Source organism: Flavobacterium hibernum, from assembly GCF_000832125.1.
GTDB lineage: Bacteria > Bacteroidota > Bacteroidia > Flavobacteriales > Flavobacteriaceae > Flavobacterium > Flavobacterium hibernum.
This window is the reverse complement of sequence record NZ_JPRK01000013.1, coordinates 162,544-180,167: the sequence shown is the minus strand read 5'-3', so window position 1 is coordinate 180,167 and position 17,624 is coordinate 162,544. Positions and strand designations below refer to the sequence as shown.

The window sequence follows — 17,624 nt, the reverse complement described above, 5'->3', positions numbered from 1 at the left end:
GTGAAGTCGAATGTTACTTGCATTATTTTCCAAATTTTGATTAAATCAATTATATGATTGATTCTTGAGTGCATAAAGTTTGCTTCTAAGATTTTTTAACATCGAAGGATCGGAAACTTTACCTCTCTCACGAGCTAAAAAGATAGCATCTCCTATAGTCATCTTCAAAGCATGTCCTTGTTTGTTAAAAAGTTCTGAGATTAGTTTGGAAGTTTGCAACATAGGATGAATTGATTTTAACATGCTGAAGAAAAAACCATTATTTCCATGAAAATAAACTGGTAAAATTGGCACGTTTGCTTTGCAGATAATTTTCCCAACAACTGGATGCCACTCTGGATCTGTGATTTCGCTTGTCTTAAAATTATAAGATGAAACTTCTCCAGCCGGAAATATAGCAACAGGAATACCTTCTGCTAATGCCTTTAGCGTCATTTTTAATCCCGTAATACTTGCAGAATTTTGGACATTTTCAAATGGATTAACTGCTATAATGCATTTTTCGAGATTTGGAATTTCCTTTAATAAAAAATTCCCCATATACATTGTATCAGGACGTCTTTTTGCAATTGTACTTAATAAAGCTAATGATTCGATACCTCCGTAAGGATGATTTGCAACAACTATAAATGCGCCTTCTTTGGGGATATTTAATAATTCGTTTGCATCAAATTGGACCTTTACGCCAATTTTCATTAAGACATAATCAGCAAAATCTGCCCCCTCGAGATTACCTGCCTCTTTTACAATAGTATTTAAATTATTAATTTTCATTACTTTCATTAAATAAGAAGATAATCCAGGAATGGGAATCTTAGAAAGGCCGGCTGCATCAGAAAATTTTTCTTTGGAGATCAATGTCATACTTTACTAGTGTTAATGTTCTATTTAATGTAATTGGGTGAAACACAATTTTGCCAATATTCCACTATATTTTTTATCATCTCCCTCATTTTGTTAAAATCGGCTGGCTTCACAAAAAAACCTTGAACTGACTTTGAATAAGCATCAATAACATGCTGTTGCTCAGCAACAGTTGAAAAAAACAGATATGGAATCGACTTCATTCTCAAATCTTCATTTTCATGAACCTTTGCTCTAAGCTCTATTCCGTTCAATTTTGGCATATTTATATCCGAAAATATAATAAAAGGCTCAATAGTAGTCTGTGTTAGATATTCAAGCGCCTGCTCTCCATCACTAAAAAAAATGATCTCATTTGGATACTGAAGCCCTTCGAAAACATCTGCTAAGAACTCCTGATCATCCTGATCGTCTTCTATGATTATTATTGGGCCGCTTTTATTCATGATTCTTATTTATAAGGTATGGAGCAAGGTAATAAATAAAACTCCGCTTTTCACTTCTAGTCAAAGAAACAAGTAAGTAATATACTTTTATAATTAAACTACTAGCTTATTTATCATTCCCTTAAAAATAAAACCATGAAAAGGTAATACAGAATACCAGTAGAGCTTACCTAATATTCCGTTGGGTTTAAAGGTTGCAGCCTGATACAATGTATTATTAAAAATTTTGAACTCAAGCCATGCTTCTCCAGGCAGCCTCATTTCGGCATATAAAATTAATTTTCCCCGTTCCTTATTTGCATAAACCACACGCCAAAAGTCAAGTGCATCTCCAGCATGTATATCATGTTTATGAGTTCTTCCGCGTCTGGCACCTACACCTCCAAAAATCTTATCAATAAACCCTCGCAGACTCCATAACCAATCTGCATAATACCAGCCAGTTTCTCCGCCTATTGACCAAATTTTGGCAATTGTAGAATCCCTATCAATGATTTTTCTTTTTCTTCTATCAATAAAACAATCCTTTTTAGGAACTTTGAGATAATAAGCTACACTACCTTTAAATTGTCCGCTAATTTGTGAATCTTTCCAGCTTGAAGCTACGGCATCTTCGTCAATCTTTATAAGTGCTCTCTGCAAAGCCTGCTTGTAACTAATAGGTTTTACATTTAGTAAATTATTGATTCTATTATCACGGCAAACTATCTCTACTTTCATACTACTTACTAATGCCGATGCCAGTTTAAAAGAAGTAGAAGTTATGAAATAGAGCCAATATGATGATAATTTAGGCGTCATAACCGGAAGCGTATAAATGTATCTTTTCAGTTTTTTTGCTTCGGCAAACTGTAGTAACATCTCTTTATAGGTCAGAATATCAGGACCGCCAATATCGAAACTTTCGTTGTAAGTTATAGGATTAAGCAGTGATCGAATTAAAAACTCTAAAACATCAGCAATAGCAATAGGCTGGCATTTTGTATTAAGCCATTTTGGAGTAATCATTACAGGTAGTTTATGAATCAAATCCCGTATAATTTCAAAAGAAGCACTACCAGATCCAACAATAATTCCAGCTCTGAGCGTTGTGGTTGGAGTTTTTCCGGCTTTTAGAATTTCTTCTACAGCTTTTCTGGACGATAGGTGTTTAGATAACGATTTGTCATTGACAATACCGCTTAAATAAATAATTTGCTTTGCATTTGTCCTATTTATTTTTTCTTTGAAATAATTGGCAGAAATTTTTTCTAGTTCGTCATAATTATCTGCTGCAGACATGGAATGAATGAGATAATAAGCGGCGTCAATATCATTGGGAATTTTTTCGACACTCTTTGCATCCAAAAAATCAACTTCAATAAGCTGTATGTTTTTTGTCTCTTTTCCAGGGTAATAAAACCTATTTTTATCTCTCACGCAACATATTACTTCATGCCCTTGATCTAATAATAAAGGTAAAAGCCTTTTACCTATATATCCTGTTGCACCTGTTAATAGAATTTTCATTTTTTTGAGTACTTAAATTTTAAAACTAACCAAACCATAGTCCATTCGAAAAATCTGTCCCGAAATTGATGCTGAGGCATTAGAAATTAAATAATCTGCCATTTGTGCTACTTCATTAGGTTTTAAATAGTTTTTGAGCGGGTGACGCTCGATCATATTTTCTTTCATACGATCATTTCGCAAAATTGAAGCAGACAGTGAAGTCTCTGTAATCGTTGGTGCAATGGCATTAATACGGATTGTGGGAGCCAACTCTGCTCCTAGTGATTTAACCAAACCTTCTATTCCCCCTTTTGCAGCAGCAATACTTGCATGAAAAGGCATTCCTAATTTTACAGCAACAGTACTAAAAAGAACAATCGAAGGATTTGTTCCTCTTTTTAAGGCTGGCAGATAATGCTGTATCACTTTTACTGCACCAATGACGTTGATTTCGAAATCATTTCTAAAATCATCAACACTTAAACTTAGTATAGGTTTTAGGTTTATAGATCCCGGACAATAAATAAGAGCATCGATACTTTCTATTTCTGGAAGTGTATCAACTAAAATATCAGCTTTATAGTGTGTTAAACTAGGATGCGAAATTTCAGGAGTAGTCCTGCTAATATTAAAAACTTGCTTGTTTTCTAATTGTTGCAGCACTATAGCGCTTCCTATTCCTTTACTGCCTCCAATAACTAGTATCTTTTCCATTTTTCTATCTAATTTAAAGGTCATATTATTTTTGTACTTGCATTTCAACTTGACAACAAGTTCATTCATACCTTAAAGGTAGTTATTGTTTAACAATTTTATCATAACATTAAACAAAATAAAATTTATTAATTATCTTAGCAGTGCAGTTATTCCATTTTTATTCCAAACAAATCGTTAATATGAGTATAGAACCAAGCAACTTCACGATCCTCGAACTCGATCGTATAATTGAAATGGCATGGGAAGACAGAACTACTTTTGATGCTATAAAGTTTCAATTTAATTTATCTGAAGCCGATGTAAAGGCTTTAATGAAAAAAGAATTAAAATTTAGCAGTTACAAATTATGGCGCAAACGTGTTGAGAACTGCAAAACGAAGCATGCGGCAAAACGTTCCGCCGAAATAGATCGTTTTAAATGCAGCAGACAACGCGCAATTTCCCACAATAAAATTTCAAAGAGACGATAAAAAGAATCTGGATCACAATATATTGAATACATCACAACTTAAAATTGAACAAAAAAGAGATAAATATTATATGGTTCAAACGTGATCTTCGCTTTACAGATCACGAACCTCTTTTTATGGCTCAACAAGAAAATATTCCGCTACTTTTTGTCTATTTTTTTGAGCCTTCAATAATGGCGCACGATGATGCTGATATTCGTCATTGGCGGTTTATTTATGAATCCTTAAAAGAAATGCAGGCTAAATTAAAACCACTGGGAGCGCACCTCTATTATTTTCATAATGAAGTACAGCCTGTTTTTGATCAGTTATCAAGTATTTATGACATTAAAACGGTTTTTTCTCATCAGGAAATAGGCAATAAAATCACATTTGACCGCGATATTGCTATGCAGTGTTTTTTTGAAGATCATAATATATTGTGGAAACAATCGCAGCTACATGGCGTAATCCGAAAACTGAAATCCAGACAGAATTGGGATGAACGCTGGGAAAAAGTAATGCGTGCACATCCTAAAATTATTGATTTAAACGCTATTAATTTTAGCATTTTAGATCCTGATCTTTATCTTAATTTAAAAGGAAAATTACTCTCTAAAGACATTACTGATCGCAATGAGAACTTTCAGCAAGGTGGAGAATATTGGGCTTGGCGATATTTAAAGAGTTTTGCAGAAGAACGACATATAAATTACAGCAAACACATCTCTAAACCCAGTTTAAGTAGAAAAAGCTGTAGCAGGCTTTCGCCCTATCTGGCTTACGGAAACATCAGTATGCGAATGGTATATCATTATACCAATCAGTTTTATCAAGCTTCCCCTAACCAAAAAGCGATGCTCAATTTTGTTTCGCGTCTGCATTGGCATTGTCATTTTATGCAAAAATTTGAAAGTGACTGCCGCATTGAATTTGAAAATATAGATCATCGTTTTGATGTATTAACAAAGCCTAAAAATGATTTCTATATAAAAGCATGGCAAGAAGGAAAAACTGGTGTTCCTATTGTCGACGCCTGCATGAGATGTTTAGCCATAACTGGATTTATCAATTTTAGAATGCGCGCTTTAGTGGTTTCTTTTTTTGTTTTTAATCTTTGGCAAGACTGGCGCGAACTTCATTTTTTAGCACGTCAGTTTCTGGATTATGAGCCCGGAATTCATTATCCGCAATTACAAATGCAGGCGGGCGTTACTGGAACGGGTACTATTAGAATTTACAATCCTATTAAAAACTCTGAAGAGCATGACAGTGATGGAATATTTATAAAAAAATGGATTCCTGAACTCATAAATATTCCACCTCACTTACTTCATGAACCTTGGAAATTAGGTCTAATCGATCAGCAGTTGTATGAATGTGAAATAGGAAAAGACTATCCGTTTCCTATAGTAGATGTCGAAGAGACCAGAAAATATGCCAGTGCCGTTATTTGGAGTATCAGAAAAAAAGAAGAAATTAAAATCTTATAATTCAAATAGCAACTGTTTAATGCGAAAAATAAAAAAAACACTAAACAACAAAACTTTGTACCATAATTTGTACTTACCAAAAAAAAAGCTAAATCTTTCGATTTAGCTTTTTATATTTTTATTGAATAAACTTCAACTCTTTTCAGAATTTTATTTATTTGGCATCAAACCATAATTTTGTTGTCAATAAATCTTTTCCTTGCGCAGATACTGCTGCTTGGTAACTATTTCCGTTTAACGATTGCTCTGTTCCAGGATAGAAAAAACGCGAAGGAATTTGTCCGTCTAAAACTGTTGCAGGCCCCGCTTTTAATACCGGATAATCAAGTCTTCTCCACTCTACAAAAGCATCAAGACCTTGTCCGTAAAATGCAATCCATTTTTGAGTACCTATAGATTTGGCATAATTTGTTGCATCATACTTTACAGTTGCCTGATTAAGATAGTTAGAAATTGCAGTTGCATCTGTAATTCCAAATTGATTGAAAGAAGCTGTAATAGCATCTTTGTAAAGTTGCTCCGCATTTCCTGCAATATAACCACGAGCCACCGCTTCGGCAACATTAAATAACGTTTCTGAATAAGAAGCAATTACAGCAGGCGATGTCGATGTTAGGAAATAAGTTCCCGGTTTTGATGTTTTGGCAAAACCTTGGCTATTTGCATCACTGTTAGACAATCCATTGGCACCTCCAACATATTTACCCACAGTTGCATCTGATGGCAACTGCGCATAAACTGGTAAACGCGGATCTGATAATTCATTTAACTTATCCACCAATGTTTTCGAAATACGAAAATCATCACGAGTTTCAAACCAAGCCGAAGCTGGATTTTGTTGCGGCGAGCTAATGTATGTAAATTTAAAAGTATCACTGTTATTGCTAATTAAACCCGCAGCATCTGATGTTGCGTCGATTGCAGTTTGCTTTGCTAAGGCAGGTTCTTTGTCTGATATTCTCAAAGCAATACGCAAACGAAGTGAGTTTACCAGTTTTTTCCATCTTCCAATATCACCTTTATAAGCCAAATCGCCCGTTACAGCGCCATTTGCTGTACCTAATAAAGATTGCGCTTGTTTTAAATCTTCAAGTAAACCTGTATACACTTCTTTTTGAGTACTATAGGCAGGGTTTACTTTTTGACCTGCTTCTTTGTAAGGAATACTTCCATAAGCATCTGTCAATAATAAAAATGTCCATGAACGCAATGTTAACGCAATTCCTTTATAATTTGAATTTGCCTGCGCTTCAGGAAATTTCAAAATTGTATTTAAATCTGTGATTAATGTTGCATAACCAGTATTCCACAATGAAGTGAAAGAAGTATTCGAAACATCGTATCTATCAGGTTCTGTATATTGGATTTTAGCCCAATGCTGAACAAATAATAAAGACGAATTAAAGTTATTATCTGAACCCCAGTATAAATCAGCACCTTGTTTTAATGATCCTGTTAACAGGTAAGGTGCCAATGGAGTTTCTGTTGCATTCGGATTTTTATTAATATCATCCAACGCATCATTACAAGAAGTCAGCGATAATGCAAATAGAGTTATATAGGCTATTTTTTTAAGCATGATTTTGTGTTTTAAAATTTAACATTTAAACTAAGACTGAAATTTCTGGTAGTTGGCAATGCCAAACTCTCCAATCCCTGTGCATTTCCTGTATTAAAAGCTGTTTCAGGATCAATATTTGGGGCGTCTTTGTAGATAAATAAAAGGTTACGACCTACAGCAGTAAGGCTAGCACCATCTAATCCAAGTCTTCTGGCAAATGATTTATTAAAATTGTAAGCCAGTTTTATCTCTCTTAGTTTTACAAATGTTGAGCTATAAATATAAGCTTCGCTAATGTTGTACGACGCTTTGTAATATTCCTGCGCGCTAAGAACCGAAGTATTAGGAGTTCCATCTGCATAAACACCTTTAAAGATCATACCATCATCATAAACTGTCGATCCCGCTGGCGCACCTCCCGCAGGTACCAAAACTTTTGTCGTACCAGAAGTATAATAACTTAATCCACCGTTTGCAGCATCACGTCCCGGAAGCGTTTGAGCAAGTACACCTGTATAAGTACCCGTTCTGTTTGTTCCAGAAAAAATCTCTCCACCTACACTAGCATCAATAAGGAATGATAATTGAAGATTTTTATACGTCAAAGTGTTTGTAACACCCGCTAAATAATCTGGAGTATAATGTCCTAAAACTCTCTTTGTTGGATCAGCTTTTGGCAATCCATTTGCACCTACTACAATGTTTCCGTTTGCATCACGTTGGTAAGCAGTTCCGTAAAGTGCTCCGTAAGCTTGTCCTACAGATGCCAATACATCTACACCTCCAGAAGAACCAATTGTATAGTTTTGAATTTGTTTGTCATAATCCAGAACATCTACTTTACTAATATTCTTCGAATAATTAACCGCTACATTCCATCTGAAATCTTCCGTTTGAATAGGGTTTCCATCCAATTGAATTTCGATACCGTGGTTGTTAATTTTACCTGCGTTGATTAATTGCGAGTTATAACCACTTGCAGTTGTTGTTTTTATTTCTAAAATCTGATCAAAACTGTTTGTGTTATAGTAAGCAAAATCAAAATGCAATCTGTTTTTCCAGAAAGAAGCCTCTAAACCAAGTTCAGTAGAACGAGTTGTTTCCGGTTTCAGGTTCTCATTAAGTTTCTTTTGAGAAGAAGTCTGAATTGGATTTCCGTCAAATGCAGTTTGAAAGTTGTAAACTGTAGCCAATTGATACGGATCTGCATCGTTACCTACTTCAGACCAACCACCACGTATTTTTAAGAAGTCAAGAGTGTTACTTTTTAAATTTAAGGCATCAGAAACTACTAAACTTCCACTAACTGATGGATAAAAATAAGAACGGTTACTGCTTGGCAATGTAGACGACCAGTCGTTACGTGCCGTTACATTTAAAAATGCATAGTTTTTATATCCAAATTGTGCCGAAGCATATGCACTATACACTCTCAATCTTGACAATGAGTTCGATGATGTTAACGGATCTCTCGAATTCGTCAGCGTATATAAATCCGGTACAGCCAAACGTGGCGCTTTTTGGTAATTGTTTGCATCGCTATGGTTACGGATATTAAATCCGGCAAGAGCATCTACCGTAAAATCGTCGTTTATTTTTTTAGTGTATGTAAAAATACCCTCCGTATTTTGTTCGTTTACCGTATAAGCATCTTCAGCATATGATCCAAAAGGAGTTCCGTTTGTACCATATTTAATCTCATACTTTCTGCGATCATTATAATAATCAACTCCTGTACGGAATTTAAAATCAAGTCCTTCGGCAAGTTTTGCGTCCAAATGGATATCTCCAATTAAACGATTACGTTGTTGGCTTGTCGTATTGTAATAAGCATTCCAATAAGGATTGCTATAATAACTGTTGTTCCAGTTAACATCTCTATTATTTCTAAGCTGATTGATATCGACCTGACGACCAAACCAAAGAAACTGTAACATTACACCAGCAGCACGGTTTCCAGATGGACCTCCTGGCAAAGCCGGAGCATCAGTAACAATATAGTTAGCATTTACACCAACTTTAATTCCTTTAGTTATTTGATAATTAGTATTTACAGTAAAGTTTGTTTTATTTACTTCGCTGTTTGGTACTGTACCTGTTTGTTTTTGATTGTTAATTCCTAAACGAAAATCTGATTTATCATCTGATTTCGCCACAGAAACACTATTATCAAAAGTAAGACCTGTATTAAAAAAGTCTTTTACATTGTTTGGGTTAGCAACAAAAGGTACTGCTACACCATTCGAATAAAATTGAGGAATAAGACGTCCGTCTAATTTAGGTCCCCAGCTTTCATCAACTCCATCGTTAACTCCGCCACCTTTACCATCTACGTAGCTAAATTTTCCGTTAGAACCTTGTCCGAAAGAGTTTTGAAAACTTGGTAAAGTAGCAACCTGAGAAATTGTAATACCAGAACTAAAACTAATTCCAAGTCCTTTTTGATTTTTTCCAGATTTCGTAGTAATCAAAACAACACCGTGTGCAGCACGTGATCCATAAAGAGCAGCAGCATTTGGGCCTTTTAAAACTGTTAATGTTTCGATATCATTTGGATTTAAATCAGCAATCGCATTTTTAAAATCGCGGGAAGCAGCCACTCCTGCCACAGAATTCAGTTGCGAGTTATCAACCGGAACTCCATCGACCACAAATAAGGGTTGGTTATTTCCAGATATAGAAGTTTCTCCACGAATAATAATACGTGAAGATCCCATATCTCCTTGCGAATTGGTGATACGTACACCGGCTAATTTACCAGTAAGACTATTCAAGAAGTTGGTTTCTTTAGTGTCTGATAATTCTTTGCCTTTAAGTGCCTGTGTAGTATAACCTAAAGATTTCTTTTCTTTAGTAATACCAAGTGCTGTAACTACAACTTCAGATAATGCATTTTGTTCTTGAGTAAGATCAATTACTACTGAATTTCTATTTACTACAACTTCTGTTTTTTTATAACCCAAATAACTCACTACTAAGGTATAAGGAAATTTTTGACCTGTTTGAAAATAAAATTTACCATCAAAATCTGTCTGAACACCATGCGTAGTTCCTTTTATGTTTATTGAAGCTCCAATAACCGGCTCTTTTGTAACAGCGTCGATAACCGTTCCTTCAAGTTTAGACTGTATTAAAGGTTTAGTCTCCTGAGCGTTAACTCCTATGGAAATCAACAAAATACATATCGATATATATCTATTTAATTTTTTTTTCATTACTTTGTTTTAGTTTAAATAATAAGGCAATTCAAGAACGGATTTACTCCAATCTTGCTTTCCTTACTGAGATGTACAATTTCTTTAAGCTCCACCATTTCTGCTGCAACAGAAATGGTTTTTTTTTACCTGCATTGCATTCGTTTTTTCATTTTTTTTATTTTGGATTATTATTTTTTTTAATGGTTTGATACAAGAATTCGACCCTCAAAAACTGAGAATGCATCTTGTTAAAAATTGATATAAATTTGAGATTGAAGATTTTTTGAAAGCTGCAACGCAAATGTTTAAATAGACAAATGGTTCATGCTTGATTCGAAAACGAAATGTATTTGATAGTCTTTAACCTTGATTTTATTGCTTTACTTTTAAACTCTACTAATTTGATAGAACAAAAATATATTAAAAATTTTAATCCCAAAATTTTACACAACTTTTTTCTAAAAAAAATGTTAACTAAACTTTTTCTAAAACTTTAGTTTACTAAAAACAAGACACTTAGTAATTATCCAATTTTTTGGCTTGTGTAGGAATTTTTCTAAACCAAAAGTGTAAAATCGAGAATTTTAATGACGAAACATTAAATCACTTTTAAAAATATCTTGGAAATTAACCTTCTAAAACACGATTAAAAGCCCCTTTTCCGCCGCAAATTCTGAAATAAAGCAGTATATTTTTTTTGCAATAGAAGTTGTTTTTGGAACAATAAAAAAAGCTAAAAAAGTTCCGTTTTTATTTAATAACTGAGTCTAGTTATCAAAACCCGGCAAAGAATTCAACAAATGAGATACTGTCGAATTGTAAAATCTGCCAATAGGCAATTGTTTGTTTTGAATACTAATATGGTTAGCATTGTAACTTGTCACTTTATTTAAAGCTACCACAAAAGAACGATGAATTCTAACAAATAAACCCTCAGGTAATTTGTCTTCCATCTCAGTAATAGATTGATACGTTTTATAACAATCTGTAGCGGTATAAATAAGTAAATAATTTCCCTGAGATTCAAAGTAATGAATTTCGTCTAAAAAAAGCTTTAGCATCTTTCTTTCACATTTTACAAAAATAAAAGCGCGCTCAATTTCCAGATTTTTGGCGTGTAAAACAACTTCATTCAATTCCCTGATTTTAGTGTATTTGCTAATTGCTTTTGTAAAACGTTCTAACGAAATTGGTTTTAAAATATAATCAATAGCATCCAATTCAAAGCCTTCAACAGCATATTCTGTATAAGCCGTTGTAAAAATAATAGCAGTTTCAGAAAATAAACTTTTGGCAAATTCAATTCCCGATTTTCCGGGCAAATTGATGTCTAGAAAAATAAGATCAATTTTATGCGATTTTAAAATGTTTTGCGCGTTTGAAACACTCGTAAATTTGCCTTTCAAATCCAGAAAATCAAACTTCGCAATATGAAGTTCCAGTAAAATGGACGCTGGTAATTCATCTTCAATAATAATACAATTAATTGCTGCCATCTTTTATCTTTATTTTTAAGGAAACAAAAAAGCTTAGAGCCTCATTTTTAATCGTTAAAACATGTTTGTCAGGATACAGTAATTCTAATCGTCTTTTTACATTAGCAATTCCAATTCCGCTACTCACATTATCTGTTGCAGTATTAAAATGCTCCGGCAAACTATTTTCGATTTTAACAACCAGCCATTCCTCAGTAACCGAAATTGCAATCGTTATCCACCCCTGATTGTTTTCGTCTAAACAATATTTATAACTGTTTTCGATAAACGGAAGTATTAAAAATGGTTCAATCGAATGATTTTCGACATTTCCGTAAACGCTAAAACTTAATTGAAGCTGATTCTCAAAACGCAATTGTTGCAAGGCGATATAATTTTTGAGATAATCGATTTCATTTTCCAAAGAGATATTTTTATTGTTTACATCATAAATTGAAAATCGAAGCAAATCAGATATTTTAAGTACAATATCGGCAGAATCATCCGATTTACTCAAAATTTTAGAGTATAAACTATTTAAAACATTGAATAAAAAATGTGGATGAAACTGATTTCGGAGCGACGATAATTCGGCTTGTAATTTTTCTGATAAAATCGTCTGAACTTTATTTCTTTCCTCGGCCAAATAATAAAAAAGCTTAAACGCTATTGGCATCGTAACAACAAATTGAAGTTTGCTCACATTATACAAAAAAACGGGTGCCGATAATAGTGGTTCGATTTTCCAGAAAGTCAAATAATAGCGTAATATGATATAATTATCTATCAGTCGTTGCAGGAAAGCAAAAACCAAAATAAGAACGACGTAAACACCAAAAAAAGCCATTATTTTTTTTCTGAATAACAAACGAGGCATGAGCAACTCCACCACAATAGTTACAAAAAGTATTTTGGGCAAAACGCTGTACCACTCATTGCGCAATGCCATAAAAAAATCTCCTCCAGGCAAACCCTGAATCAAACTAAACAATAAAATATATCCCAGCCAATAAACGGCATACAATCTAATAATCAAGGATCTATTTTCCGGATCGTAAGTCAATATCTTCATTTGGCGTTGTTGCTTTACTTATAAATGTAAAAATAGTGCATTTGTTTCAAATCAAAATTGTCGTTTACAATGCAAATCATGTTGTTTAAATAAGTGGCTTTTTTAGCACCGTGAAGCAAAATATCTTTCGCTGGTAATATTAATCTAAAAATAGCTGGAGATGAAAAAAACACTCTTTTTTTACTTGGTTTTAATGTGTTGCACCTACATGGTTAACGCCAAAAATATTGACGTATACCCTACTAATTGGTGGGTTGGAATGAAAACAAATTCGATACAATTGCTTATTAGAAGTACCGGCGAAGCTTTTTCATCAGATGCTGTTACTATTAATTATTCAGGAATTAAAGTTTTAAAAACACATCAATTCTCGAACAAAAGATATCTTGCCCTAGATATTTTAATTTCACCCGAAGCTCTTGCGGGAACTGTTTTAATCGAAACGACTCAAAACGGAAAAAAGCAAAAAATTAGCTGGCCTCTAAACGCACGCCGTACTGGCAATGGTACCGAATATGCAAAGGGCGTAACTTCTGCAGACTTTATCGATTTAATAATGGTTGATCGCTTTAGTAACGGCGACCCAACAAATGATCGCGTAAAAGGAATGCGAGATCAATCTTTAGACAGAAATCAAATGTATGATCGTCACGGTGGCGATTTACAAGGCGTTATTAATAATCTGGACTATTTGCAAGGTTTAGGAATTACGGCTTTGTGGTTTACGCCTGTAATGGAAAACGATATGATGAATCGTACCGAACATGGTTATGCTATTACAGATCATTATAAAATTGATGCCAGATATGGCGGAGATGCAAAATATAAAGAGCTAAGCGAGCAACTGCATAAACGCGGAATGAAACTTATTTTTGATGCAGTTTACAATCATTTTGGACTCTATCATTTTTTAGAACAAGATCAGCCCGAAAATGATTGGGTACACCGTTGGCCAGAATACACGCAAACCAATTATAGAGAACAACCTTTGTTTGATCCTTATGGTGCAAAATCTGATCAGAAAAAAATGAGCAATGGCTGGTTTGACAAAATTATGCCCGACATTAATCAGGATAATCCGTATATGGCCAACTTTTTAATTCAAAATTGTATTTGGCATATCGAAACTTTTGGTATAGATGGCGTTCGCTTAGATACTTATACTTACAATGATTTAAATTTTGCCAATCGTTGCAATGCCGCGATTTTAAACGAATATCCTAAAATGACCATTTTTGGCGAAATTATGGTTCACGGTGTAGCCAATCAAGCATATTTTGAACAAAATAATATTGATACGCCTTTTAAAAGCAATTTACCTTCGGTTGTAGATTTTCAGAGTTTATACTACGGAATCATCCCCGCTCTTACTCAGCCATTTGGCTGGACAGATGGCGTAAACAAGTTATATTATACGTTAAGTAGCGATTTTTTAAGTAAAAATGCAATGCAAAAAGTATTGCTTTTAGACAATCATGATGAACCTCGTTTTTTCTCGGTTGTGGGAGAAAATGTAGAGAAACAAAAAATAGGTTTCCAATGGTTGCTTACTTGTCGTGGAATCCCACAGCTTTACTATGGTTCCGAAGTATTGGTGAAAGGTTTTAAAGCGCCTGATGGTTTGGTACGTAGTGATTTTCCGGGTGGATGGACAACTGATACTAAAAATGCTTTTACTGGAAAAGGTTTAACCGAAGACGAAAAATCGACTCAGGATTTAGTTCGAAAACTGGCCAATTTCAGAAAAAAATCTTCGGCCTTAACCACCGGAAAATTGATGCATTATATTCCGGTCGATGGCTTGTACGTCTATTTTAGATATGATGATAAACACACCATTATGTGTGTTATGAATACCAGCGATAACGAAAAGGAAATCGACTTTCAAAAATATAACGAAAGAACAGACGGTTTTAATTCAGCCGAAAATGTTGTTACAAATGAAAAATTTGCATCGCTCAAAAAAACTACCATTCCAGCTATGAAAATGTGGATTCTGGAATTAAATAAATAATCAGGATTAGCAGTGATAAAATTCGTTTTAATGAAGATCAGGAATTATGATTTATTATAAAAATACATTGATTTTATTATTGTTCTTTTTTCAACTGAGTTTTGGACAGCTTGCACCTAAAGTCGCTAAAAAGGTTTATACCACAAAGCCTTTGGGTGCATTAGCTCCGCCAATAATAGATGGACTTTTAACCGATGAAAGCTGGAACATTGTAGATTGGACGGGAGATTATATCGAAAATCTTCCTGACGAAAATACAGCCCCAATTGAGCAAACTAAATTTAAGATCGTGTACGATAACGAATTCATTTATTTTGCTTTTAAATGTTATGACAAAGACCCAAAAGGAATTGTAAAACGATTGTCCAGACGCGACGGTTTTGAAGGCGATTGGATCGAAATTAATATTAGCAGTCATAATGATCAGCTAACGAGTTTTTCATTTGCAGGATCAGCCGCAGGAGTAAAAAGTGATGGTTTTATTTCTGACAATGGTAAAACATGGGACGGAAACTGGAATCCAATTTGGTATTTAAAAACGAATATCGATGACGAAGGCTGGACAGCCGAAATCAAAATTCCTCTAAGTCAATTAAAATTTAGTGATGCTCCAGATCAGGTTTGGGGATTGCAATCGACCAGAAGGTATTTTAGAACCGAAGAACGATCTGTCTGGCAGCGAATTCCGCTCGATGCTCCAGGTTGGGTTAGCGAATTTGGAGAATTACGGGGTTTGGTTGGTTTATCTCCTCAAAGACAAATAGAAGTTCAGCCGTTTGTGCTTTCAAAATTAGAAACTTATCCACAAGAATTAGGAAATCCGTTTAAAACGGGTAATGATTTTAAACTAAACGGTGGTTTAGATGCCAAGATTGGTGTTACCAATGATTTGACTTTAAATTTAACGATTAATCCCGATTTTGGGCAAGTCGAAGCCGATCCGTCTACAATTGTCTTAGATGGTTTTCAGGTATTTTTTGATGAACGTCGCCCCTTTTTTGTCGAAAATAAAAACATCTTTAATTATTCTTTTGCCGATGATCAGGACAATTTATTTTATTCGCGCAGAATTGGTCGAAATCCTAACGGACAGCCTAATATTCCAAACGGTGCTTTTATGTCAATCCCCAACAATACAACCATTTTGGGCGCAGCGAAGTTTAGTGGAAAAACTAAAAATGGCTGGTCAATTGGAATCCTTGAAAGTGTTACCAATAAGGAATATGCAAAAATTCAACAAAACGATCAAACCAATAAAGTATTGGTAGAACCTTTGACTAATTATCTGGTGGCACGCGTTCAAAAAGATTTTAATAACCGTAATAGTTATTTTGGAACTGCCTTTACGGCTACAAACAGAAATTTAGAAACTGATTTTCTAAATTTTATGCATACATCGGCCTATACTGCCGGAATTGATTTTATGCACAACTGGAAAAACCGAAAGTATTATTTTAAAAGTAATATGGTCGCCAGTAAAGTTTTGGGTAGTGAAGAAGCCATCACAGCAACACAAAGAAACATGACACATTTGTTTCAAAGAACAGATGCCGGACATCTTTTTGTAGATCCTACCAGAACCTCTCTTACAGGAACTGGCGGAAAGTTTGAATTAGGAAAGGCAAGTGTTGGAAACTGGCGTTATAAAGGAATTATTATTTGGAGATCGCCGGAATTAGAACTTAATGATATTGGTTTTTTAAGACAGGCCGACGAAATTAAACAATCTGCTTTTTTATCCTACGAAACCCTAAAACCTTTTGGTCATTTTAGAAAAATAACCACAAACTTCGAACAGCTTTCGTATTTTGATTTTGAAGGAAATTATAATAAAATGCAATACACCATTGGTGCAGATCTTGTTTTAAAAAACAATTGGAGCGTTGTCGTTTCGGCCATTTATAAACCCGTAAATTATTCGAACTCTATTTTGCAAGGAGGCCCAAGATTTCGGTATTCAGAAGAGTTTTTTAAATCGATAAATATTACTTCAGATACTCGAAAAAAACTCAAATATAACTTTGCGATTTATGATACGAAAGGCAAGAACAATTCCTTTTCGTATACTGAATTTGCAACTGGAATTACCTATCAGCCCGTGAATGCTTTTACACTTGCTTTTACACCTAGTTTATCTTCAAACAAAAACAAATTGCAATACATCACTCAAACCAGTTTTAATACAGACGCTCGTTATATTACGGCAAATCTCGACCAGAATACCTTAAGTGCTTCTATACGTTTAGATTATAATATTAATCCCAATTTAACCATTCAATATTATGGTCAGCCGTTTATTTCCAGAGGACGATATAATGATTTTAACCGAGTTATCAATCCAACTGCATTTTTTTATGGAGATCGCGTAAGTTTATTTGATTCGAATCAAATTCATTTTAATGAAGTAAAAAACAGCTATCAAATTGACGAAGATGCAAATGGAATTACAGATTACAGCATTCACAATCCAGATTTTGCTTTTGTACAATTTCGATCTAATCTCGTGGCACGTTGGGAATATATTCCGGGTTCAGAAATTTTTCTGGTTTGGTCGCAAGGAATAACCTCAAACGGAGATGCTAGCGAAAATTTATTTACGGAACTTAATGCTCAGATTTTAGGACGAAAACCTACCAATACTTTTTTGATCAAAATGACCTATCGATTTATGTTTTAGGAATCTTAATAGTCTAACAACACTCTATAACCGGAACAGCCTTTTAGTATGGATTAGATTTAATTTTTTTCAGAAAACTTAAAGGCTGTTTTTATTGGCATTAACAAGAGAATAAAAATACTAAACACTCATTTTCAATACGTTAAAAAGTTTAAAAAATATTCTTCC

12 protein-coding genes are annotated in these 17,624 nt (G+C 34.2%); 4 read left to right on the top strand and 8 right to left on the bottom strand.

The window, feature by feature from the left end:
- Positions 1-45: 45 nt before the first annotated feature.
- The 4 genes from IW18_RS16145 to IW18_RS16130 all read right to left on the bottom strand — a co-directional run bounded on the left by IW18_RS16145 (position 46) and on the right by IW18_RS16130 (position 3,515).
- Positions 46-864, bottom strand: a complete 819-nt coding sequence (locus IW18_RS16145) for a 1-acyl-sn-glycerol-3-phosphate acyltransferase (RefSeq protein ID WP_052480187.1) — start codon at positions 862-864, stop codon at positions 46-48.
- 20 nt (positions 865-884) lie between these two features.
- Entirely contained in the window at positions 885-1,310 is a 426-nt protein-coding gene (locus IW18_RS16140) for a response regulator (RefSeq protein WP_041518916.1), read from the bottom strand.
- 93 nt (positions 1,311-1,403) lie between these two features.
- On the bottom strand, positions 1,404-2,819 hold the full coding sequence (locus IW18_RS16135; protein WP_041518915.1) for an SDR family oxidoreductase: 1,416 nt from the start codon (positions 2,817-2,819) through the stop codon (positions 1,404-1,406).
- A gap of 12 nt (positions 2,820-2,831) precedes the next feature.
- Positions 2,832-3,515, bottom strand: a complete 684-nt coding sequence (locus IW18_RS16130) for an SDR family NAD(P)-dependent oxidoreductase (RefSeq protein WP_041519020.1) — start codon at positions 3,513-3,515, stop codon at positions 2,832-2,834.
- Between the two features lie 182 nt (positions 3,516-3,697).
- On the opposite strand from IW18_RS16130, the gene IW18_RS16125 reads away from it, so the two are divergent.
- A complete protein-coding gene (locus IW18_RS16125) occupies positions 3,698-3,988 on the top strand; it encodes a TIGR03643 family protein (RefSeq protein ID WP_041518914.1) in 291 nt (96 codons plus the stop codon).
- Positions 3,989-4,032: 44 nt separating this feature from the next.
- Positions 4,033-5,460 (top strand): cryptochrome/deoxyribodipyrimidine photo-lyase family protein, encoded by a 1,428-nt coding sequence (locus tag IW18_RS16120; protein WP_041518913.1) that lies wholly within the window; start codon positions 4,033-4,035, stop codon positions 5,458-5,460.
- Between the two features lie 154 nt (positions 5,461-5,614).
- Here IW18_RS16120 and IW18_RS16115 read toward each other — a convergent pair whose 3' ends face one another.
- From IW18_RS16115 to IW18_RS16100, 4 genes are all read right to left on the bottom strand, one after another.
- Positions 5,615-7,039: a SusD/RagB family nutrient-binding outer membrane lipoprotein gene (locus tag IW18_RS16115; RefSeq protein ID WP_041518912.1), complete on the bottom strand. Its 1,425-nt coding sequence runs from the start codon at positions 7,037-7,039 to the stop codon at positions 5,615-5,617.
- Between the two features lie 11 nt (positions 7,040-7,050).
- Positions 7,051-10,236 carry a SusC/RagA family TonB-linked outer membrane protein gene (locus tag IW18_RS16110; RefSeq protein ID WP_041518911.1) on the bottom strand — a complete coding sequence of 1,062 codons (3,186 nt, stop codon included), beginning with the start codon at positions 10,234-10,236 and terminating at the stop codon, positions 7,051-7,053.
- Between the two features lie 749 nt (positions 10,237-10,985).
- Positions 10,986-11,714 (bottom strand): LytR/AlgR family response regulator transcription factor, encoded by a 729-nt coding sequence (locus IW18_RS16105; RefSeq protein WP_041518910.1) that lies wholly within the window; start codon positions 11,712-11,714, stop codon positions 10,986-10,988.
- Positions 11,701-12,765 carry a sensor histidine kinase gene (locus IW18_RS16100; protein ID WP_041518909.1) on the bottom strand — a complete coding sequence of 355 codons (1,065 nt, stop codon included), beginning with the start codon at positions 12,763-12,765 and terminating at the stop codon, positions 11,701-11,703. The genes IW18_RS16105 and IW18_RS16100 overlap by 14 nt, the downstream gene beginning before the upstream one ends.
- A 160-nt stretch (positions 12,766-12,925) precedes the next feature.
- On the opposite strand from IW18_RS16100, the gene IW18_RS16095 reads away from it, so the two are divergent.
- The gene (locus IW18_RS16095; protein WP_041518908.1) at positions 12,926-14,779 is read left to right on the top strand and encodes an alpha-amylase family glycosyl hydrolase; all 1,854 of its coding nucleotides are present in this window, start codon (positions 12,926-12,928) and stop codon (positions 14,777-14,779) included.
- Positions 14,780-14,825: 46 nt separating this feature from the next.
- Entirely contained in the window at positions 14,826-17,456 is a 2,631-nt protein-coding gene (locus tag IW18_RS16090) for a DUF5916 domain-containing protein (RefSeq protein ID WP_041518907.1), read from the top strand.
- The last annotated feature ends 168 nt before the right edge of the window (positions 17,457-17,624 follow it).